This window comes from Stenotrophomonas sp. 2619 (assembly GCF_040548725.1).
In the GTDB taxonomy this organism is placed as follows: domain Bacteria; phylum Pseudomonadota; class Gammaproteobacteria; order Xanthomonadales; family Xanthomonadaceae; genus Stenotrophomonas; species Stenotrophomonas maltophilia_AP.
Genome location: NZ_JBEPSF010000014.1, coordinates 121,258 through 142,034, shown reverse-complemented (window position 1 = coordinate 142,034; position 20,777 = coordinate 121,258). Strand labels below are relative to the sequence as shown.

Annotated in this window: 16 protein-coding genes and 1 tRNA gene; 9 read left to right on the top strand and 8 right to left on the bottom strand. The window is 67.5% G+C overall.

The window, feature by feature from the left end:
- Nucleotides 1-72: 72 nt before the first annotated feature.
- Entirely contained in the window at nt 73-885 is an 813-nt protein-coding gene (locus ABIA71_RS14990; RefSeq protein WP_354286207.1) for an AraC family transcriptional regulator, read from the top strand.
- Between the two features lie 46 nt (nt 886-931).
- The gene (locus ABIA71_RS14985; protein WP_354286205.1) at nt 932-1,663 is read left to right on the top strand and encodes a hypothetical protein; all 732 of its coding nucleotides are present in this window, start codon (nt 932-934) and stop codon (nt 1,661-1,663) included.
- Between the two features lie 25 nt (nt 1,664-1,688).
- On the opposite strand, the gene ABIA71_RS14980 is transcribed toward ABIA71_RS14985, so the two are convergent.
- Nucleotides 1,689-2,084: a hypothetical protein gene (locus tag ABIA71_RS14980; protein ID WP_354286203.1), complete on the bottom strand. Its 396-nt coding sequence runs from the start codon at nt 2,082-2,084 to the stop codon at nt 1,689-1,691.
- Between the two features lie 217 nt (nt 2,085-2,301).
- On the opposite strand from ABIA71_RS14980, the gene curA reads away from it, so the two are divergent.
- Together curA and ABIA71_RS14970 are read left to right on the top strand one after the other, a co-directional pair.
- Nucleotides 2,302-3,324, top strand: coding sequence for an NADPH-dependent curcumin/dihydrocurcumin reductase (gene curA, locus ABIA71_RS14975; RefSeq protein ID WP_354286202.1), 1,023 nt, complete (start codon nt 2,302-2,304; stop codon nt 3,322-3,324).
- Between the two features lie 135 nt (nt 3,325-3,459).
- Nucleotides 3,460-3,624: a hypothetical protein gene (locus ABIA71_RS14970; protein WP_181393970.1), complete on the top strand. Its 165-nt coding sequence runs from the start codon at nt 3,460-3,462 to the stop codon at nt 3,622-3,624.
- 49 nt (nt 3,625-3,673) lie between these two features.
- Here ABIA71_RS14970 and ABIA71_RS14965 read toward each other — a convergent pair whose 3' ends face one another.
- From ABIA71_RS14965 to ABIA71_RS14955, 3 genes are all read right to left on the bottom strand, one after another.
- Nucleotides 3,674-4,294, bottom strand: a complete 621-nt coding sequence (locus tag ABIA71_RS14965) for a hypothetical protein (protein ID WP_354286200.1) — start codon at nt 4,292-4,294, stop codon at nt 3,674-3,676.
- Between the two features lie 140 nt (nt 4,295-4,434).
- On the bottom strand, nt 4,435-5,709 hold the full coding sequence (locus tag ABIA71_RS14960) for an N-acetylmuramoyl-L-alanine amidase (protein ID WP_354286198.1): 1,275 nt from the start codon (nt 5,707-5,709) through the stop codon (nt 4,435-4,437).
- A 4-nt stretch (nt 5,710-5,713) separates the two neighbouring features.
- Nucleotides 5,714-5,995: a hypothetical protein gene (locus ABIA71_RS14955; protein WP_354286196.1), complete on the bottom strand. Its 282-nt coding sequence runs from the start codon at nt 5,993-5,995 to the stop codon at nt 5,714-5,716.
- Nucleotides 5,996-6,044: 49 nt separating this feature from the next.
- Here ABIA71_RS14955 and ABIA71_RS14950 point away from each other — a divergent pair, with 49 nt between their 5' ends.
- Nucleotides 6,045-6,785 (top strand): hypothetical protein, encoded by a 741-nt coding sequence (locus ABIA71_RS14950; protein WP_354286194.1) that lies wholly within the window; start codon nt 6,045-6,047, stop codon nt 6,783-6,785.
- Nucleotides 6,786-6,938: 153 nt separating this feature from the next.
- Here ABIA71_RS14950 and ABIA71_RS14945 read toward each other — a convergent pair.
- Nucleotides 6,939-7,014 (bottom strand) — tRNA-Ala (locus ABIA71_RS14945).
- A 370-nt stretch (nt 7,015-7,384) separates the two neighbouring features.
- On the opposite strand from ABIA71_RS14945, the gene ABIA71_RS14940 reads away from it, so the two are divergent.
- The 3 genes from ABIA71_RS14940 to ABIA71_RS14930 all read left to right on the top strand — a co-directional run bounded on the left by ABIA71_RS14940 (nt 7,385) and on the right by ABIA71_RS14930 (nt 13,841).
- Complete coding sequence (locus ABIA71_RS14940) at nt 7,385-9,934, top strand: Cache 3/Cache 2 fusion domain-containing protein (RefSeq protein ID WP_354286192.1); 2,550 nt, start codon at nt 7,385-7,387, stop codon at nt 9,932-9,934.
- Nucleotides 9,935-10,223: 289 nt separating this feature from the next.
- Nucleotides 10,224-12,551, top strand: a complete 2,328-nt coding sequence (locus tag ABIA71_RS14935; protein ID WP_354286190.1) for a TonB-dependent receptor — start codon at nt 10,224-10,226, stop codon at nt 12,549-12,551.
- Nucleotides 12,552-12,707: 156 nt separating this feature from the next.
- Nucleotides 12,708-13,841 (top strand): hypothetical protein, encoded by a 1,134-nt coding sequence (locus ABIA71_RS14930; protein ID WP_354286188.1) that lies wholly within the window; start codon nt 12,708-12,710, stop codon nt 13,839-13,841.
- 47 nt (nt 13,842-13,888) lie between these two features.
- On the opposite strand, the gene ABIA71_RS14925 is transcribed toward ABIA71_RS14930, so the two are convergent.
- The 3 genes from ABIA71_RS14925 to rnd all read right to left on the bottom strand — a co-directional run bounded on the left by ABIA71_RS14925 (nt 13,889) and on the right by rnd (nt 18,648).
- Nucleotides 13,889-15,955, bottom strand: coding sequence for a DUF4034 domain-containing protein (locus ABIA71_RS14925; RefSeq protein ID WP_354286186.1), 2,067 nt, complete (start codon nt 15,953-15,955; stop codon nt 13,889-13,891).
- Between the two features lie 118 nt (nt 15,956-16,073).
- The gene (locus ABIA71_RS14920) at nt 16,074-17,249 is read right to left on the bottom strand and encodes a serine hydrolase domain-containing protein (RefSeq protein ID WP_354286184.1); all 1,176 of its coding nucleotides are present in this window, start codon (nt 17,247-17,249) and stop codon (nt 16,074-16,076) included.
- Between the two features lie 319 nt (nt 17,250-17,568).
- Nucleotides 17,569-18,648, bottom strand: a complete 1,080-nt coding sequence (rnd, locus tag ABIA71_RS14915) for a ribonuclease D (RefSeq protein WP_354286183.1) — start codon at nt 18,646-18,648, stop codon at nt 17,569-17,571.
- Nucleotides 18,649-18,809: 161 nt separating this feature from the next.
- Here rnd and ABIA71_RS14910 point away from each other — a divergent pair, with 161 nt between their 5' ends.
- Complete coding sequence (locus ABIA71_RS14910; RefSeq protein WP_502961262.1) at nt 18,810-20,684, top strand: formylglycine-generating enzyme family protein; 1,875 nt, start codon at nt 18,810-18,812, stop codon at nt 20,682-20,684.
- Nucleotides 20,685-20,777: the final 93 nt, after the last annotated feature.

The window sequence follows — 20,777 nt, the reverse complement described above, 5'->3', positions numbered from 1 at the left end:
GCGGCAGGCAGAAGGGGATTGGCCCATCCTCGGCACACGGCGGCTGACTGTCTTTCGATAGAATGACCCATGATGTCGACCAAGCGACAATCCCGGCCGCCCACGCGGGTGGCGCCCTGGCGCGAAGTGCCGGTGCCGGCGCTACAGCGGCTGCCGTGGCCGGTGGTGGCGCGCAGCCAGCAGCTGGCCGCCGGCGAGCGCTTCCCGCCGCACGCCCATCCCTGGAACCAACTGGTGTTCGCCACCGACGGCGTGCTGCAGGTCAGTGCCGCGAACGCGCGGCATGTGATCACCCCGCAGCAGGCGCTGTGGGTGCCCACCGGCACGCTGCACCACACCGGCGCACTGGGCGCGGCGGCCTTCCGCAACCTCTACGTGGCCGACGACGCGGCGCTGGGCATGCCCGACCAGTGCGTGGTGCTGGAGGTGTCCGCATTGCTGCGCGAACTGATCGTGGAGCTGGACCGCACCACGGCCGACCACGACCCGGACTACTACCTCACGCTGTGCCGCCTGATCAGCACCCAACTGCGCCGCCAACCGCGCCACACGCTGCACCTGCCGTGGCCGCAGGATGCACGGCTGCAGCGCTGGTGCCAGACCCTGCACGACCACCCCGGCGACGAGCGCGACATGGCGTACTGGGCCACCCGGCTGGGCGCATCGACACGCACGCTGGCGCGGCACTTCGAGCGTGAGACCGGCATGACCCTGCGCGCGTGGCGTACGCGGCTGCGCCTGCTGCGTGCGATCGAATGGCTGGCGCAGGGGCGTTCGCCCACCCTGATCGCGCACGAGCTGGGCTATGCATCGGCGTCGGCGTTCAACTACATGTTCCGGGTGGAAATGGGGATCAGCCCGTTGCAGTGGCGGCGAACACGCTGACCGTCGCACACTGTCGGGCTACACCTGCACACGCTGGAGCACGGCAATGCCCGATTGGAACGCACTCGATGATGCCTACGGCAGCGCCGCTACCGTGGGCGCGATGCTTGAGGAACTGGATGCGGGCACCGGCGAGGCGGACTGGGATGTGCTGTGGTCACACCTGTGCCACCAATCCACGGTGTATTCGGCCAGCCTGCAGGCGCTTCCCTATCTGTTGCGTGCCGCGCTGAAGGCGGTGCCGGCGCAGCGGATCGAGCCGTTGGTGCTGGCCGGTGCCATCGTCAGCCATGCCGACAGCGTGCCGGTGCAGGTGCCGGGCCATCCGCAACTTTTGCCGCTGCTGCAGGACTGCACCGCGCAGACCCTGCGCGAGATTGCCCAGGATGACCTGCCCGAGGCGTCGTTCCTGCACCTGCTGCAGGCCCGCCTGGCCTTCGGTGGTGAACGGGTCTGGTCGCGCGCGCTGGCCGGGGTGCTGGAAGGCGAACTGTCGGGCGTGTGCCCGGCATGCCAGGCCGATCTATACCTCGTCATCGACCCGCCGCAGGCCTTCGTCACGCACGAGGAGTGGATCGGGGGCGGGGCGGTGCGCACGGCGGTGATCGAAGCGGGGGCCGGTGATCCGGCCGCCGAGTCGGAGCGCTGGCTGCTGGAGATGGCACGCGCGCACCGCGACGGGCTCATCGCCACGCTGGGGCTGCTGTTCGGCACCTCATGCTGTACACAGTGCGACGCACCGTTCGAGCTGCGTGAGGCGGTACGGGTGGCCGGCTGAGCCCGGTGTCAGGTTCGCGCGTCGGCTACTTCGCCAGCGGACATGCCAGGCTGACCAGCCGATCACCCTCGAAGCGCGCTTCGATGATGCCGTCGCCTTCCTTGAACGCCTGCCAGTGCGCCAGTGCCGGTGCGCCGGGCAGTGGGTTGCCCAGGTGGAAATACACCTTGCCGCGGGAGTCGCCGGGCCGGACGTGTGCGCAACCGATCACCGGCGTGGCCATCTCCCCGCAGTCGCCTTGCAGCAGGCACAGCCGCGTATGGCACAGGCCGCGGCCCGACCAATGGCCCTGCGCGGCCAGGCAGCCCGGTTCGGTGGCCAGCACTGCCCACAGCACCAGGCCAAGCGCGGTGGTGGCCGACATCAACAGCAGCAGATAGCGCGCGGCGTTGGCGCGAAGGTGGCGGGCAAGGGCGGTCATCACGCCATGATGCGCCACGCGGCATCGGGGTGGCCATGGCGAGCGCGACACGCGGCGGCCAATGGAATGCTGTTGTCGTATCGGTACTGCCGATGCAGGCGGGGCAGGGGCTGGCCGTGCTACGTGGCCAGCACACGGATGGAACGCTGTTTTACCCCCACCCCAGGCGCATCGCCAGCGACTACCGTGGGCCCACACCTTCATGGAGTTGCCATCGATGAACGATCTGACCAACACCCGCGTGGTCCTCGCCTCGCGCCCGCAGGGCGAGCCGGTAGCCGCCAACTTCCGCCTGGAGCAGGCCGCCGTGCCGACGCCGGGTCCGGGCCAGGTGCTGCTGCGCAACCGTTGGCTGTCGCTGGATCCGTATATGCGCGGTCGCATGGAAGAGGGCCCCTCGTATGCCGCGCCGGTGGCTGTGGATGCGGTAATGGAGGGGCGCACGGTGTCCGAGGTGATTGCCTCCAACCATCCCGGCATTGCCGTCGGCGCGCAGGTCGTGGCCACGGGCAACTGGCAGACCCACGCGGTGGTGGACGGTGACAGCATCACCCGCGCGCTGGACGATACCGGCTTGCCGGTCAGCACCGCGCTGGGCGTGTATGGCATGCCTGGCTTCACCGCCTATGCCGGCCTGCAGGAGATCGGCCGGCTGCAGCCCGGCGAGACGCTGGTGGTAGCGGCCGCCAGCGGCCCGGTCGGGGCCACGGTGGGGCAGATCGCCAAGCTGCAGGGCGCGCGCACGGTGGGCATTGCCGGCGGCGAGCAGAAGCGCCGCTACCTGGAAACGCTGGGATTCGACGTGGCCCTGGACCATCGTGCCGACGACTTTGCTGCCCGCCTGCAAGCGGCGGTTCCCAACGGCATCGATGTGTACTTCGAGAATGTGGGCGGCCACGTCTTCGAGGCCGTGGTGCCGCTGCTCAACGACTTCGCGCGCATTCCGGTGTGCGGCACGATCGCCACCTACAACGCACGTGGCGCGGTACTGCCGGGACCGGACCGGCTGCCGGGCTTCATGAGCCAGGTGCTGCGCCAGCGGCTCACCGTGCGCGGCTTCATCCAGTCCGACTTCAACGCGCTGTTCCCCCGGTTCCTGGTCGACATGGCGCGCTGGCTGCAGGAGGGCAAGGTGCAGTACCGCGAAGACATCGTCGAGGGCCTGGCGCAGGCACCGGAGGCGTTCTTCGGCCTGCTCAAGGGGCGCAACTTCGGCAAGCTGGTGGTCAAGCTGGACTGAGCGGAGCGGTGCGCGGGCAGGTGCGTTAGAGCGCGGCGGCGTTGCCATGGCCCACACGGGTCCGTGACCGGCGCATCACCCCGCGCTGGCTAGGCTGGCAGCTATCCCGTGACACGGCCACAGCGAGTACCCAGCATGACCAGCAACGACAAGCAGCAGGGCCAGCAGGAAGGCACCAAGGAAGCCCAGCAGGACCGCAAGCAGGACGAAGTGGCCAAACAGCGCCCGGGCCAGACCGACCAGGCCATCCATGACGCGGAAACCCGGCGCCCGGAGCGCAAGGACCAGGGAGACGATTGACGGGTTTGCAGACGGGCTGCAACGCTCAGTGACCCAGCGGCTGCTGAGGTCACTGGGCGGGAACCGGGACAATCCTCGCGCCAAATATCTCCGAAGTGACGTAGTGCAGCAGCTCGACCTGGCCGTCGGTGACGCCTGTGATATGGAATGGACGAGAGAGTGTGTGGTCGACTTGGATGGGGGTCATGGTGTTGCTGGAGATGGTGTACAGGTAAATCAGTGTGTCCCGGGGAGGAAGCGACTCTACCTCGGCTGCCGTCAGGCCTTCGGTGTCCAGCGAAGGGAGGTCGGCCTGCCCGATGAGATGGTTGTTGTCGAAAATCTTCCAGCTGAAGTTGGTGGCGTCCTCTGGGCCCTCCGGATGCATCGGAGGCTTCGCCATATCCATCAGGGATCTTGCGGAAACAATCGAATATCCGGCGTTACCCACCTTTACAAGAAACCAGCGTTCGTCAGGACTGATCTCCAAGGTCTGGATGCTCGCTCTGGGCGCTGATGACCTGACTACCTCACCCTCCATGTTGACGATTCGTGCTTGTGCAGATCCGATCGCGAGGAGTCTGAACAGTTTCGACTTCTGGACGGGTCGCGAGGTCTCACGGAGCTTTTCAGGCTGCAGTGTGTAGGGGACAGCAAGCTGCTTCGAGCGCGCTTCGGAAGAAAGTGCCATGTCGGTCGACTCTTCTACGGCGGCTGCTACCGCAAGCGACGGCAAGGTGCAGGCTATAAGAACTGCACAGACCAGGCTGGGGTACCGCAGTGCCTGACGGAGTGGGGACGGCAATCGGAGATGCATGCGTCAGATTTCCTTCATTGGTTGCGCCTCAGATCTTCGAGTAATGCAGCTGCGATGGCGTCGCATATATCCTGTCGGACCTGCTCGTATCCATCGGTGATGCTCAGGAGCTTGTCTACATCCTCGTGGTCGATGAACTCGACCTCCAGCAGCGCAGCGCGAAGCGGATGGTACAAAGCAGTGTTTCCAAGTTGAGGGTCACTCAAGACCACAAGCTGCCTTTCCGACTTTACACCGCGATTTCTGGCGCCAGTATCATGGGCGAGGATGGCGCCGTAAGTCGCATCGTTGACTCTTTCCGCGAGTGCCGTGTCTTCGGCGAAGTTGACATTGTCTCTGCGCGGCCGGACCAATGTCTCCGTGCCTCTGGCGATCCCATTGGCTCCGTTGAAGTGGATGCTGAGTAGTATGTCGGCGCCGTTATCGCGGCCTGCATTCGCGCGGTCTGTTCCGGTTTTGTTTTCATCGTCAGGCCTCGTGAGATGAATTCGCAGATTCCTGTTTTCATTGGTGCGTAGTGTGCGAAGTGCACGAGCTGTGCGTAATCCGAACTCCAGTGTCAGCTGCTTCTCAAGAACGCCGCTCGTGTGTGATGTTGCATTGTTGGCTGAAGATCCGTCTTCATTTGCTGTACCCCCATGCCCTGGGTCAATCACAATAATCCCCGGAACTTCCAGATCAATCACATCCACCGCAGCTGCCGACCCTTCAAGTTGCACACTGATGCGAGCGGCATTGAATGCGACCGGTGCCAGGTTGACGCGGATTGCCGTATGCCCGGTCTCATCCACCGTAGTCGTGGCGTATTCCTGACTGAGCCGGGTGAATCCCACCGCGCTCAGTTCATCCGGCGCAGTAAAGCGGTCACGCTGTTCGGCAACGGCATGCGCCCAACTGCCCCGGAACACCGGATCAAGGGCGGGTTGACCTTCCTCGCTCGGCGGCACGAATAGCGGCGCCATGGACCATGTCACTGTCTTGCCCTGATGGTGGTTGTCCGGGTGGCCCTCGCTCCAGACACGGAGCTTCAGCTCGCGATGGGCAATGCGGTTGGTATGCGGGGCCACCTTGACCATCGGGTGTTTGTACGGGATGGCATGGGGCTCGGTCGAGCCCTCTACGGGGCGCTCATCTTCATCCAGGATCTGCGGGGCCAGCGCAACAGGATCCAGATGGAGGACGTCGCGCGGCCTGTCGATCCGCACCTCCTTGCGCACCTTGTTGGAGACCGGTGACGTCGAAGAACTGGCGATAGTGCGATACAGGATGCGTGCGGCAGTGATGACCATGACGTCAGCGCTCCTGCAATTGCAGCGATAGCGATTGGGCGGCGGCGGAGTTCACGACATGCGTGAGGCCGAGCCTATCGGTAACGCCAGACAGAACGTTTCCATCTTCAAGCAGGATGCGATAGGCAATATTGGGTAACGGCTCGCCGGTTGTCTTGTCCTTCAGAACGAAGGCTTCATCGAACAGCGCTGCCCGGTTGTCCGGCAGCGATGCAAGCTGCGCGGGCAGCCGTTCGCCGGCCAGAAAAGGATGCTGGCTGGCTTTGATGATGAAGTTCCCGGGCATGACGTAGTTCCTTTACTGGCGATGCGCTGTGCGTGGAGTCTTGTCTGCCATGACGCTGATTATTGCGGCCGATGTGCAAGACCATCTGATCCTTGCCGGGGATCATTGCGCCGTGCTGTCACGGGGGTCAAATGCGACAGAACACGTGATTATTCGCAATTATCAGAAAGTCTATTCCTGGAAGTACGGGGCTATTGCGGGCTCCGGCGACGTCGTGCTGATGGTGGTTTTCCTGCGCCTGTTTCTGCTCCATGAGCGCCAGAATGCGCATGTGGATGTGCTGCAGATTGCCAGTGAGGCAAAGGCGGCGCGTATTCGCGCAGGTAGTCCGCCGGGTGAGTGTGTAGGGAACATCTTCTTTACATTGCCCGCCTCTGATGGGTTCCGGATGCATGGCGTGTACATCGGCGAGCACAGGATCCGGTTGGAAACCGTCGACCCGATCAGTACGTGCTTCTCGATGCAGGAACAGCGATCACCGGACCGGACCGCATGCAACGCGTTCAACGGCCGCTTGAGACCGGCGCTGTTCTTCAGCGACACCCGCGCGTTCGATACGCACCATCTTGACCTGCTGCGCCGCTTCTTCGAGTGCCAAAGCGCGATGGATGATCGCGTGACCTGCTCCTTCGACGTCATGTTTCTCGACAAGCGCACCGGTATCGGCAGGTTCTGGACGGCACCGGACGGGATGGGGCGGCGGCTCTCACTCGGGGGTGAACTGGAGTCTGCCGGTGAGGGGCCGGTGAGCGCCCCCAGCCGGCTGCACCGTGGGGAGAGGCAAACGTAGCGGCCGCCGTCGAATGGCGCCTGTGCTCTGCCCATCCGCCTGGCGCGCAAAGGCGCCGGATGGAAAGGGGAGGGGGCGGCCCAACGAAAAAGGCCGGAAGCCCTGTTTTTGCAGGTATTCCGGCCTTTCCAATGCCCTGTCGGGCTGAATAAGTGGTGGAGCCAAGGAGGATCGAACTCCTGACCTCGTCGATGCGAACGACGCGCTCTCCCAGCTGAGCTATGGCCCCAAGGATGGTACAGACCGCGTGGGCGTTGCCTCGCGATGCACCTAGTCTAGCGCCGTGAATGGGCCGCTGCCAAGGGGCGGGGGCGATGGCCCGTGCGCAATGCAGCGCGGCGGAGGAAGAAGGCGAGGCGGTCCGTGTACCACGGGCCTTCAGACCGCGCGCGGCGCTCCGCTCTCGGCCGCCTCCTGCGTTTCTGAACGCAGGTCGGGGTTTGTGAAGACTTGTCACGATCCAATACAAGCAAAAACAATGACTTGGCGTTTTGCCCTAGTACGAAAGCACTAGCCCGGAAAAGGTAAAGAGGACCAAAAAGGGTGCCGATAAGAAGTGTGACGAAAATCCCACACTTTTCCCCTTCCGAGTACCAACGATGACGACCCGTGCCGCCACCGTTTTCTCTTCTTCCATCGGCGCGCGCCTCGCGCTGCTGATGGGCCTGATTACTGCCGTTGCCTTCGTCCTGCTGGCGGCGCTGATCTACCGCCAGGTTGCCCACAGCTACGAACAGCGCGTGCAGGCCGGCCTGCAGTCGTCCACCGCATTGATGCGCGATTCGGTCGAGCTGTATGACCGCAGCCTCAGCGACAGCACCGAACGCATGGCCGGTACCTTCCGCGCGCTGTTGCCCGACGGCGAGGCCAGCCTGGATGCGGCCGCGCCGGTCACCGTTGGCGAACGCCAGGTGCCGACGCTGCGCCTGGGCACCCAGGCGATCAACCTGCAGGAATCGGCGGTGGACCGCTTCGCCGCCGCCACCGGGGGCGTGGCCACCGTGTTCGTGCGCGAAGGCGACGACTTCGTGCGCGTGTCCACCTCGCTGCGCAACGCCGAGGGCGCCCGCGCGCTGGGCACCGCACTGGACCATGCCAACCCGGCCTACGCCTCGCTGCTGAAGGGCGGGCGTTACACCGGCCCGGCGCGGCTGTTCGGGGTGGACTACATGACCCACTACACGCCGATCACCAACGCGGCCGGCGAGGTGGTGGGGATCGCGTTCGTGGGGCAGAACTACTCCGATGGCCTGGCTGCACTGAAGGCGCGCCTGCGCACCGCGCAACTGGGCAAGCAGGGCCACTTCCTGGCCGTGGATACCCGGCCCGGCGAGCGCTTCGGCAGCCTGATCGCGGCGCCGTCGGCCGAAGGCGAGCTGTTGGCCACGCAGGTGGACGCGGCGGACCTGCCCGCGCTGGAGGCGCTGCTGGCGGGCCAGGCCGAGCAGGCCACGCTGCACCTGCGTACCGCGGCCGACGGCCCGGCGCAGGCCTATTTCGTGTCGGCCCAGGCGTATGGCCCCTGGAAGTGGGCGGTGCTGGGGCTGGAGCCGGTGTCGGTGCTGCAGAGCGTGCTGCACAGGCTCATGCTGCACATCGCGCTGGTGGCCGGGTTCGGCCTGCTGGCAGTGATCGTGGCACTGCTGGTGGTGGTGCGGCGCATGCTCAGCGTGCCGCTGGCGCAGGCCGGGCAGGTGGCGCGCGACGTGGCCGCCGGTCGCTTGGACCGCCAGATCGTGGTCCAGCGCCAGGACGAGGTGGGGCAGTTGATGGGCGCGCTGGCGCAGATGCAGGGCAAGCTGCGCGAGATCATCGCTGCGCAGAACGACATGAGCCAGTGCCATGCCGACGGTGCGATCAGCCACCGTATCGACGCCGGCCGCTTCGAGGGCGAGTTCGGCACGATGGTGAGGGGCACCAATGCGCTGGTCGATGCCCACATCAGCACCAAGATGCGCATGGTCGAACTGGTCCGGGCCTATGCCGACGGCGACCTGTCCGAGGCGATGGAGGCACTGCCCGGCGAGAAGGCGCGGATCACCGAGGCGGTCAACGGGGTGCGCGGCCGTCTGCAGGCGATCAACGGCGAGATCAAGCGGCTCGTCGCGGCGGCGGCCGACGGCGATTTCAGCGTGCGCGGCGACGCCGATGCCTACCAGTACGACTTCCGCGTGATGGTGCAGGGCCTCAATACCCTGATGGTCACTGCCGACCACAACCTGGCGGCGCTGTCGGGGCTGCTGCGCGCACTGGCCGACGGTGACCTGCGCGGGCGCATCGAGGGCCAGTTCAACGGCGTGTTCGCCACCATGCGCGACGACGCCAATGCGACCGTGGCGCAGTTGACCGCCATCGTGGGGGACATCCAGCAGGCGGCGGTGTCGGTGTCCACGGCGTCTGCGGAAATTGCCGCCGGCAACGAAGACCTGTCGCGCCGCACCGAACAGCAGGCAGCGAGCCTGGAAGAGTCGGCCGCCTCGCTGGAGGAGCTGACCGCGGCGGTGAAGCAGAATGCGGACCATGCCCGCCGTGCCGACCGGCTGGCCGCCGAGGCGGCCGAGGTAGCCGCGCAGGGCGGCGCCGCGGTAACGCAGGTGGTGCAGACCATGGCCGGCATCGAAGTGTCGTCACTGCGCATCGCCGACATCACCACGGTCATCGACGGGATCGCTTTCCAGACCAACATCCTGGCCTTGAACGCGGCGGTGGAAGCGGCGCGGGCCGGGGAGGAGGGGCGCGGGTTTGCCGTGGTCGCCTCCGAAGTACGCGCGCTGGCGCAGCGGTCGGCCCAGGCCGCGCGCGAGATCAAGGGGCTGATCGAGGCCTCCAGCACCCAGGTGGCCGAAGGCAGCCAGCTGGCTCACCAGGCCGGGCAGACGCTGCAGCGGGTGGTGGCGTCGGTGGGTGAACTGGGCGGGTTGATCGAGGAAATCGCCAGCGCCAGCCAGGAGCAGGCCGCCGGCATCGAACAGGTCAACCAGGGCATCGTGCAGATGGATGGGGTGACCCAGCAGAACGCGGCGCTGGTGGAAGAAGCCTCGGCAGCGGCACGGGCGTTGAACGCGCAAGCGGCCGACCTGCAGCACACCGTGGGCCGCTTCCGTCTGGCCGAACCGGCTGCCGCCGTGCGCCGTTCGGTGGCTGCCTGAGCCTGTCTGGCGGCGCGCGCAGCCCCGGCCGCGCGCGCCGCTGACCAGATCCGGCACAGCGTCAAGCCTACCGGCCGCTGCGCCGAGCGGGCATAATCCGCGCCAGAATTCCCGGCGGCTCAGCCAGCAGACCAGGGTAGGGGATGGACGGCCGTCCCCCGCATCGCCCTGCAACCAGCCTGCAACATCCACGCAATACCGTGCCCCATCGCTGTGAAGACAGCGGTGCCGATGTTGTTCATCCGCGTGTTCCCCACGCCACCCGATCTGTACTCCCCGAGACCCCTGCATGCCTGCCTTCCGCACCACCTCCGTGTCGCTGCCGTCCCGTCATTCCACCGCGCTGCCGCGCCGCCATGCACTGGCGCTGGCCTGCGCCACCGCCTCGCTGTTCGGCCTGGCCGGCACCGCGATGGCACAGGACGCGTCGCCGACCTCGCTGGACACCATCACCGTCAACGCCGACCACCGCGAGCGCAACCTGCAGGAAGTGCCGGTGTCGGTGGGCGTGGTGCAGGGCGAGCAGATCCGCGACTACACCGCCGGCGGCGATGACACCCTGCTGGCGCTGTCGGGCAAGGTGCCCAGCTTCTACGCCGAAACCACCACCGGGCGCATCTTCCCGCGCTTCTACATCCGCGGCCTGGGCAATATCGACTTCTACCTGGGTGCGTCGCAGCCGGTCTCGATCATCCAGGACGACGTGGTGCTGGAGCACGTGGTGCTGAAGTCCAACCCGGTCTACGACGTGGACCAGATCGAAGTGCTGCGCGGCCCGCAGGGCACGCTGTTCGGCCGCAACACCACCGCCGGCATCGTCAAGTTCGACACCATCAAGCCGAGCCAGGAATCCAGCGGCCGCGTGCAGGCCAGCTACGGCAGCTTCGGCAGCGTGGCCATCGATGGCGGCGTGGGCGGTGCGATCAACGACATCGCCTCGTTCCGCGTGTCGGCGCTGTACCAGCACCGCGATGACTACGTCGACAACACCTACACCGGGCCCAGCGCCGATGGCACCGTGGCCCCGCGCAAGAATGCGATGGGCGGCTTCGACGACCGCAACGTGCGCGCCCAGCTGCTGCTGCAGCCGACCGACAACTTCTCGCTGCTGGCTTCGGCCCACGCGCGCGACTACGACGGCACCTCGACCCTGTTCCTGCGTGGCGCGATCACCAAGGGCTCCAACAAGACCGACGTGGCGCGTGACCGCGTGGCCTACGACGAAGCCGACAACAACCCGCAGTCGTACAAGACCTACGGAGGTTCGGTGAAGGCCGTGTACGACTTCGGCGACCTGTCGCTGACCTCGATCACCGCCTACGAAACCACCTCCGGCTACAGCCGCGGCGACACCGACGGTGGCGCGGCGGTGAATTACCCGGTCAACGGCCTGCCCAACGGCTATGGCCAGTCGATGGGTCAGATCCGCGACCTGGACCAGTGGACCCAGGAAGTGCGCCTGGCCAATGGCGATGACAACCGCCTGAAGTGGCAGGTGGGCGCGTTCTACTTCGACGGCCGCGACACCACCGATTTCTACCAGCGCGCCTGGTTCCTGCAGGGCAACGCACGCAACCCGAACAACTGGGTGCGCCTGCGCAACGTCAACACCTCCTGGGCCGGCTTCGGCCAGGTCAGCTATGACGTGACCGACAAGTTCACCCTGACCGCCGGCGTGCGCCAGACCCGCGACGAAAAGCACACCCGCCTGCTCAAGACCGCCGACACCGCCGCCGGCGTGGTGACCTACAAGGGTCGCACCGACGTGGAAATGGCCGACACCACCCCGAGCTGGGACGTGAGCGCGATGTACGCGTTCAACCCGCAGTTCAGCGTGTATGCGCGCGTGGCCCGTGGCTTCCGTGGCCCGACCATCCAGGGCCGTTCGGCGGTGTTCAACGCCGACTTCACCACCGCCGATTCGGAAACCATCCTGTCCTGGGAAGCGGGCATCAAGAGCAGCCTGTGGGACAACCGCCTGCGCGTGAACGCGGCCGCGTTCACCTACGTGGTCAACGACATCCAGCTCAACGGCAACGATTCGGACGGCAACGGCGTGCTGTTCAACGCCGACAAGGCCAAGGCCTATGGCCTGGAAGCGGACATGCAGCTGCGCCCGATTCCGAACCTGAGCCTGAGCGCCGGCGTGAGCCTGCTGCACAGCGAGATCCAGGACGACCGCGTGTACGCCCAGGTCTGCGCCCTGAACGGCGCGGTGGTGTGCACCGTGAACGACCCGACCATCAAGGTCGGTGCGAACACGTTTGCCCAGATCAACGGCAACCCGCTGCCGAATGCGCCGAAGTACAACATCAACCTGGCCGCACGCTACGACGTGCCGGTCAACGACAGCGATGTGTTCTTCGTGTCCACCGACTGGAACAAGCAGGGTTACACCAGCTTCGTGCTGTACGACTCGGCCGAGTTCAATTCCAAGGGCAGCTTCGAAGGCGGCCTGAAGCTGGGCTACTCCGGCAACTACGGCGCGTGGGAAGTGGCGCTTTTCGCGCGCAACATCACCAATGAGAAGAACCTCAAGGGTGTGATCGAGAACTACATGGCCGCGGTGTACAACGAACCGCGCACCGTGGGCGTGTCGGTCAACATGAACTGGTAAGTGCCCGTGCACCGGCGGCGCGTTCGCGCGCTGCCGATGCTGAGCTATCCCCACAACGCCCTGCTCATGCAGGGCGTTGTGCGTTGCGTGCTATGGTCCCCGGCCCGCATCGGACGCGCGGTTGCCCCGATGCCACACGTTGAAAGGACCTTGACGATGCTCCGCCAGCTGTATGCGACCTACTCCGATCCTGCCGCTGCGAAGACGCTGGTGGCCGACTGCAGGGCCGCGGTGGTGCAGTGGCGCTGGGCCACCGAGTCGATGGCGTTCGCCACCCCGTTCCTGCAGGAAAAGCAGGGCGGCCCCAAGGCGCGGTGGGTCGCCGATGACAAGGCAGACCCGGCCAGGCATGTGCGGCATGGCTTCGATGCGCAGGGACGGGTGGTGATCGAATGCGGAAAACGCGGCACCACCACCGCGTGGCTGCATGCACCCGGTGTGCGCCACAGCCTGTCGTTTGACGACGGCGACATCGAATCGGGCTGGGAATGGCGCGAGCACGACGGCAAGCTGCAGGGGCTGGACCTGATCACCGACGATCGCGGTTTCAACGAGACCTACCATTGGGAGGGCGACCGGCTGCAGCGGGTGGTGATCGAAAACTGGTCCAGGCGCGAGCGCACCTGGTGGTGCCAGAACGTCTACACCTACAACGACGCCGGCCAGCTCGACACGATCGTGCTGGAGTACCTCGATGCCAAGGGCCGCTGCAGCGGCGAACGCCGCCTGGAGTACCAGCGCCCGCGTCCGGGCGAAACCCTGGCCACGGTGACCGCCGAGGTGGAGCGGTTGCTGATCGAGGCGATCAGCGCACAGCTGCCGCGCATTCCGCCCGGCGAACCGCTGTACTGCCTGCTGCTGTGCTTCACCGATGAAGACGTGCCTGCGGCCTGGCCGCCCTTCCTGGTGTGGGGCCGGCAGCCGTACCGGCAGGCGGTGCTGGACCGTGGCGACGACGAGGCGCGGTACTACCTGTGGGCGCCCGACGAGATCCGCGCGGTGCGGGGCGACGGCGAAGAGCACTGGTTCACCGAGCCAGCATTGACCGAGGCCTGCCACCGCCACAGCCAGTACATGGAACTGCGCCAAAGCAGCGCATCGGCCATGCGGGTGCTCAAGAACGTGGCGGCGTGGCTGGATGCCCCCGAGCGCCGCGCCCTGCTGAACACCACCGACGATTTCGTGGTGGCGGTGGCCGACAACACCGGCACCATCGATCCGGCGCCGGGCCTGCGCAAGGCGATCGGCCCGGAACGCTGGGCCGTGTTGAAAGCGCGCGGCTGCGTCTGACGCCGCGCGCGCCCATGTAGCGCCGACCGTTGGTCGGCTGCCCCGGCTCAGACCGGCTGGACGTCGTGCCGGTCGGGCACGGCATGCTGGCCGAAGGTGAGCTGCCAACTGCGCAGGTCCACCGTCTCGCGGTCGCGGGCCTGTTGGCGCGCGGCACGGCTGGCGCCGAACAGCTTGCCCTGGCCGTCGATCAGCGGGCGCATGCGCAGTACGTCGTCGTTGTCCGGCTCGGCGTCGGCGGCGCGCTCCAGCCATGTCTTGGCAAGGAACGCGTTGGCAGGCACGCCGTTGCCGAAGTGGAAGACATCGGCCAGGAAGCCTGCCGCCCATGCCCGGGTCGCGCTGTCGCCGCGCCACCACAGTGGCCCAAGCAGGTCGAACACCGCTTCCTGCTTGTCGGCGTCCTCCTCGCCCTGGTACAGCAGCACCGCCAGGTTCTTGTGCGCGGGCCGCCAGACCCGGTCGTGGGGCGCGGCCTCATCGACGCAGCGGCGATAGAGCGCGCGCGACTGTTGCTGGAGGGCCGGGTCGGGGGTCTGCTCGAAGGCGACGCCCAGTTGCCAGGCGCGGTTGTAGATCACCACCAGGTCGCCAGCGGCGATGGCCCGTTCGGTCCACACGCTTTCCTGCGCCGGATCGATGAAGGCGGGGAAGTCCTGGCCGCCGACACGCCCGCGGTACAGGTCCACCAGTGTCGCCATCGAGCGCGGATCACCCGCCGCGCCGAGCGCCAGCAGCATCTGTAGACCGGCCGGGGCGGACACTGCGCAGAACAGGTTGGCCGCCACGGTGGACAGGTCGACCTCGTCTTCCCGGGCCATGGCCAGCGCGCCGCGCAGGTGCTGGGTGGCCAGCCCGGCGTCGACGCGGAAGCCGAACAGCCCGGATTGGCGGCCGGCGGCCAGCCACGCCAGCGCATGCGCGCTGTCAGTCCAGTCCTCGACACTGGCCAGTACCTGCGAAAACAGCCTGTCGGCGCCGTCGACATGTGCAAACAGGGCGCAGGCTTCCAGCACGGTCAAGCCTTCATCGACCACGCAGGCGGGGTCCAGCGCGAACGCTTCGGCCAGGCAGTCATGCGCATGCGCCATCCGCACCGGGTCCCAGTGCACCTCGTTTTCCTGCGGTTCGTCGCGGCCCAGGTGGTAGTCCAGCATCGCCCACCAGCACAGCACCTGGGCCCGCGTCGACGCATCCAGGTGCAGGTCGAGCAGCGCAGCGTAGGCCTGGTCGTGCTGGGCCACGTCCTCGGCATCCTCGGCGTCGGGGTGAAAATAGAGCCAGTCGCGTTCCTTGATCACGCGCAGGCGGTTGCGCTGCGGCAGCATCAACCGCGAGGCCTCGGGGCCATCGATGAAGTCCTGCATCACCGCATGGCTGCCGCCCCAGCGCGGGTACAGGTAGTACAGGTAGGTTTCCAGCGCGTCGGTGTCGTTGGCACGGAGCGCCAGTGCCTGCTGCAGCCAGTAATCGGCGGCGTACTCGAACGTGTGTTCGCTGCGCCCGGCCAGCAGGGGAGGCAGGGCGGGCAGGGCCTCCAATGGACGGCCATACGGTGCCAGCACGGCGACGGCGGCCGCGAATCCGTCCGGATCCTGTTGCTGCTGCGCGGTGTACAGATCGGCGCGTCCTCCGCGCTGCAGCTGCTGCAGCCAGCGCGGCTCGCCCAGGTAGCAGGACATGCGCAGCATGCGACCCAGCACGAATGCCGGGCGTGGATGCCGTGCAATGGTGTTCAGCCAGGCGGCCATCGCGTGGTCGCGGGCCAGGCCGGCCGCGTCCCATTGCACCTGGCGGATGGTTTCGATGGTTTCGCTGGAACGGATGCGCCCGGAGACGCGATCCCACAGCGCCCCCAGCACGGCCCACGGGTGCGGGCTGTGCGGCTGTTGCGCGCACCACTGCCGCGCCTGCTCAAGGCGGGTGGGCAGGTCCTGCGCAGGATCCAGCAGGGTGGCCAGCAGCCAGCCGTATCCAAAGCGTGCGGTGCCACCGTCGAGCCAGTGCTGTTCCGCTTCGCCGAGCAGCCGGTCGACGTCATCGAAACGCTGCTGGTGCAGGGCGTCGCGCGCGCTGCGGCGAAGGGCCAACGCGTCGTGGGGGGAATGCGCCATGGGGGGCAGCGTCCTTGCAGGGAATCGGACGCGCATTCTAGGCAATCCGGCACCTGCCGTGACGGCCTACGTCGCTACCGGCAACGACGCCCTGTGCGTACAGGGCGTCGTGCGGGGACTACTTCGCGACCGGGGTGGCGGCCGGCGCCAGTTCGGCGAACAGACCACCGAGCAGGCCCATGCTGGCCTTGTCGGCGCCCATGTCCTCGGCGGCGTTGGCGATGGCGATCACGCCGCTGTTCTGCGCGGGGAACAGCACCACCCAGGCCAGCCAGTTGCCATCCGAGCCGCCGTGCACCAGTACCGGGCCCTGGCGGCCGGCGATGGACGGCTGCACGCCCCAATCCAGTCCGGACGGACTGCCCGGCTGTGCGGTCTGCATCAGCGCATACGACGCCGGCGTCAGCAGCGTGCCCTGGCCGCGGCTGCCGGCCAGTTGGTCGATGGCAAACAGCGCCAGGTCCTGCAGACGCATGTGCAGGTTGCCTGCCGCGGTGTAGATCGGCGGTACGCCGTCATCGGCCTTCTGCGGTGCAGCGGTGACGGGCTTGCCGGCACGATGGCCCAGCAGTTGCCCGGCCGGCGGTGCGCCGAATCCGGCCCCGGTCATGCCCAGCGGCTGGAAGACCTCGCGCTGGATCAGCGTCTCCACGTCCGTGCTGGTGGCGCGTTCGGCGATCACCGCCGCAACCAGGAAACCGCTGTTGCTGTAGGCAAATTCGGTGCCCGGCGGATGTACCGGTGCTTCGGACAGCGCCGCCTTGATGTAGGCCTCGCGTTGCACCGGCAGGGCGCGGCTGTCGGTGAAGAAGGCATCCAGCGCGGCGCCATCGGTGAGGTTCTCCGGCAGGCCGGCGCGGTGCGACAACAGCTGCACCAGCGTGACCTCGCGGTAGGCCGGCTGCATCTGCGCGGCCAGGTCGGGCAGCATCGCCGACAACGGTGCGTCCCACGTCAGCACGCCCTGTTCGACCAGCCGCGCGATCATCGCCACGGTGATCGGCTTGCCGGTGGAGCCGATCATCCAGGCATCGTTGTGGGTTGCGACGGTGCGGGCATCGTTGCGACGCACGCCGCTGACCGCCTGTTCGGTCACCTTGCCGTCGCGGATCACCACCCCGCCCATGGCCGGGGTGGCGGTGCCCTGCATCGCCTGCGCGATGCGTGTCTGCAGGTTGTCAGCGGCGCTGGCGCTGGCGGCAACGCACAGGAGTGACAGGCCCAGCCATCGGCGCAGGGCGCGCACGGTGGGGTGGGAGCAAGCTGCGGTCCGTCGGGCGGCGATTGTATGCATGGAAGTCCTTTGCGCAGCGGCGTGGGCAGGGTCTGCGCCAGCTCGGCGCAGCCCTGCGGAATGCGACGTCCACCGGCACCCTGCACAGGCGTGGAAGGCGGCGTGCGATTCACTCTTGCATGCGGTTCAGGCCGCCGTATGTGCCTGCGGTCATGGCCGCAGGCCCTGCATCGCGATCATGTTGGCGTCCGTACAGGATCGCGGCAGGTCTATCGCAAGGGACACTCGGCGCGTCGTGCTGCCGGAGCCCGAGGTGCCACGCGATGCGGTGTTCTGCATCGCGTCTTCCACCGCCGCGCAGTGCGCGCGACGCGCGGGTTCAGACCGCCGGCAACAGCGGTGCCAGCACCGGCTCCAGCTGCTGGCGCCGCCAGCCGGCCAATGCGTTCGGCCACTGGCGGCTTTCCAGGTAGCTTTCCAGATGCTTGCGCGAGGCCAGCACGCCGTCGGGCAGGCCCAGTTCGGCGGTGCGTGCACTGACCGCATCCTGCAGCCGCTTCAGGGCCTGCTTGTTGCTGTCGGTGCCAGGCAGGGCGAGCGGTGCGTCGGCTTCGTCGTCCAGCGGCGTGGTCAGTGCGTCCCAGACCGGGGCGAGCAGCTTGCGCGGGGCTTTCGGGAAACCTTCCATCAGCTTGTCCAGCGCGGCCATGTCCGCCGGCGGGGTGCGCGCGAGCAGGGCCGCCAGCTCGTTGTCCAGGATCCAGCTGCGCGGCTTGTCGCTGCTGCGCGCCTGCACATCGCGCCAGCGCAACAGGCGCAGCAGGCGCATCTGTGCCGCGGCGTCCATGAACTGCGCCGAGCGCATCGCCACGTGCGGCCAGCGGTCTTCGTCGTTCTCGACGCTGGCCAGCAGGCGTTCGGCGTCGTCCTGCAACCACTGGCGACGGTCCAGCTCGCCCAGCTTGGCGTCGATCGCGTCGTGGATCGCGAACAGGTACTCCACGTCATCGGCGGCGTAGTCCAGCTGCGCCTCCGACAGCGGCCGACGCATCCAGTCCGAGCGCGTCTCGCCCTTGGCCAGGGTCACCCCGGTGATCGCGTTGACCAGCTTCTGGTAGCCCATGCCGCCGCCGATGCCGGCCAGCGCCGCGCCGATCTGGGTATCGAACAGCGGCCGCGGCAGCACGCCGCAGGCGACCTTGAAGGTCACCAGGTCTTCGCTGGCGCTGTGCATGATCTTCAGGATGCTGGTATCGGCCAGCCACGTGGCCAGGGCCTCGTTCATGCCGGGAATCAGCGGGTCGATCAGCAGGATCTCCTCGCCAACGGCCATCTGCACCAGGGCCAGCTGCGGCCAGTAGGTGCGTTCGCGGATGAATTCGGTGTCCAGCCCGATGCGGGTGGGGCGCTGGCGGTAGCGCTCGTCCAGTTCCGCCGGGGTTTTGATCCAATAAGCCACGTGGGTTCCGTCTACTGCAGGGGGTGCACAGGGGGAGCAGGATAACGCGCCGTGGTCGGCCTGCGCGCCGGTATCATGAACCTGTCACCGCGTGGCGGCCGGCGCGGCTTGCCTCACCCGGTCGGATTCAGCAATGCTCGTGCCTGGCTGCAAGGAACCTGATTTTGCGCAACTCTGTCCTTTCCGCGTCGCTGTTGGCCGGTGTGCTGGTCGCCCTGGCCGCATGCTCGGCCGATGCACCGCCGCCGCCCGAGGCGGTGGCCAAGCCGGCTGCGCGTGCCCAGCCGGCCGCCGCCGCGCCGGCTGCGCGGGTGACCATCGGGGGCGAGGACGCGGCCGAGACCGTGCAGCGCTGGCAGCCGCCCGCGGTGGAGATTGCCGACGACGGTGTTGCCGCGGCACGGCGCCAGGCAGCGCAGGCCTTCGAGCAGGGCCGACTTTACGAGGATGCGCAGGCGGCGGTTCCGCTCTGGCTCGCGCTGCTGCAGCGCGATGCCAAGGACCGCCAGGCCGTGGCCGGGCTGAAGCGCGCACGCCAGCAGCTGCTGGAGGATGCCAACGCGTTGCTGGTTCGGCCGCTGAAGCAGCGCGAGGCCGTGGCACAGGCGAGCGACATGGCGCTGGTGTTGCTGACCATCGCCCCCGACGACCCGCGGGTTCGCCAGCTGCAGTCGCGGGTGGAAATGGCGCAGCGGGTGATCGCCTACAACCGTGCCGGCGAAGAGGATCTGCGTGCGGGCCGGATCGGCGAAGACGGCGATGGCGCCATTCCCAACTTCCGTGAGGCGCTGGCGCTCAATCCCGACGACGCCCGCGCCCGCCAGGGCCTGGCCGCCGCCGAGAGCGGGTTGATCGGCCGTGCGGAAACCGCCGCGCGTGCCAGCGATTTCGCCACGGCGGGAACCTGGCTGGCCGAGGCGGCCAAGGTGCGTGATTCGTCGATCACCATCGCCGATGCGTTCGAGCGCATCGAGCGCATCCGTGCCGATACGCTGACCCGCCTGCGTGACGAAGGCCTGCGTGACCTGGCCACGCCGCAGGGGCTGAAGGCGGCGCGTGAGAAGCTGGAAGACGCGCTGCGCATGGCCTTGCCCGGCGATCCCGTGGTGGGGCAGCTGCGCGAACGCATCGAGCTGGTGACCCACTACGGCAGTTTCCGGCCACGCCAGGTGTTCAGCGACGCCCTGCGCGATGGGGGCCGTGGCCCGCAGATGATCGTGGTGCCGCACGGCGGCTTCCAGATGGGCGCCGGGGACACCGAGCTGGGGGCCAGCGACGCGGAAAAGCCCTCGCATTACGTGCGGTTCGAGCGCGGCTTCGCGCTGTCGATCACCGAGGTCACCGTGGCCGATTTCCGCCGGTACGTGCAGGCCAGCAACGCCCGGCCACGCGCGACTCGGCGTGGCCATTCGATCGTCTACGACGAACGCAGCGGCAACTTCGTGCGGCACAGTGGCGTGGACTGGCAATCGGACTACAACGGCGGCCCGGCCCTGGCCAACTCGCCGGTGATGCACGTCAGCGTGCGCGATGCCGAGCACTACGCGATCTGGCTGTCCGAACAGACCGGTCGCTCGTACCGGCTGCCCAGCGAGGCCGAGTTCGAATACGTGCTGCGCGCCGGCAGCAGTGGCCGCTATCCGTGGGGCGATGCGGGTACGCCGCCGCCGCGCTCGGGCAACTTCACCGGCGCCGAGGATGTCTCGCCGTCGGGCCGGCGCTGGTACAACGCTTTTGTCGGCTATGGCGACGGCTGGTGGGGCCCGGCGCCGGTGGCCAGCTTCGAGCCCAATGCCTGGGGCGTGCACGATGTGGCCGGCAACCTCAGCGAGTGGGTGGCCGATTGCTGGCATGCCAGCTACCGGCGCGCACCGGCCGATGGCGCGGCCTGGTTCAACCCGGGCTGCCGGCAGCGGGTGATCCGCGGCGGCAACTGGGCCAATGCCCCCGAACAGACCCGCGCGGCCTGGCGGCAGTCGCAGGATTCGGACACCACCAGCGCCCGGATCGGGTTCCGCCTGGTGCGCGGGATCTGACCGGCGACGGCATCGACCCGGCACTCACGTCAAATCCCGCCGCAGCCACTAAGATGACGCCGTGCCGGCCAGGGTGGCGTCGGTCCAGCGAGG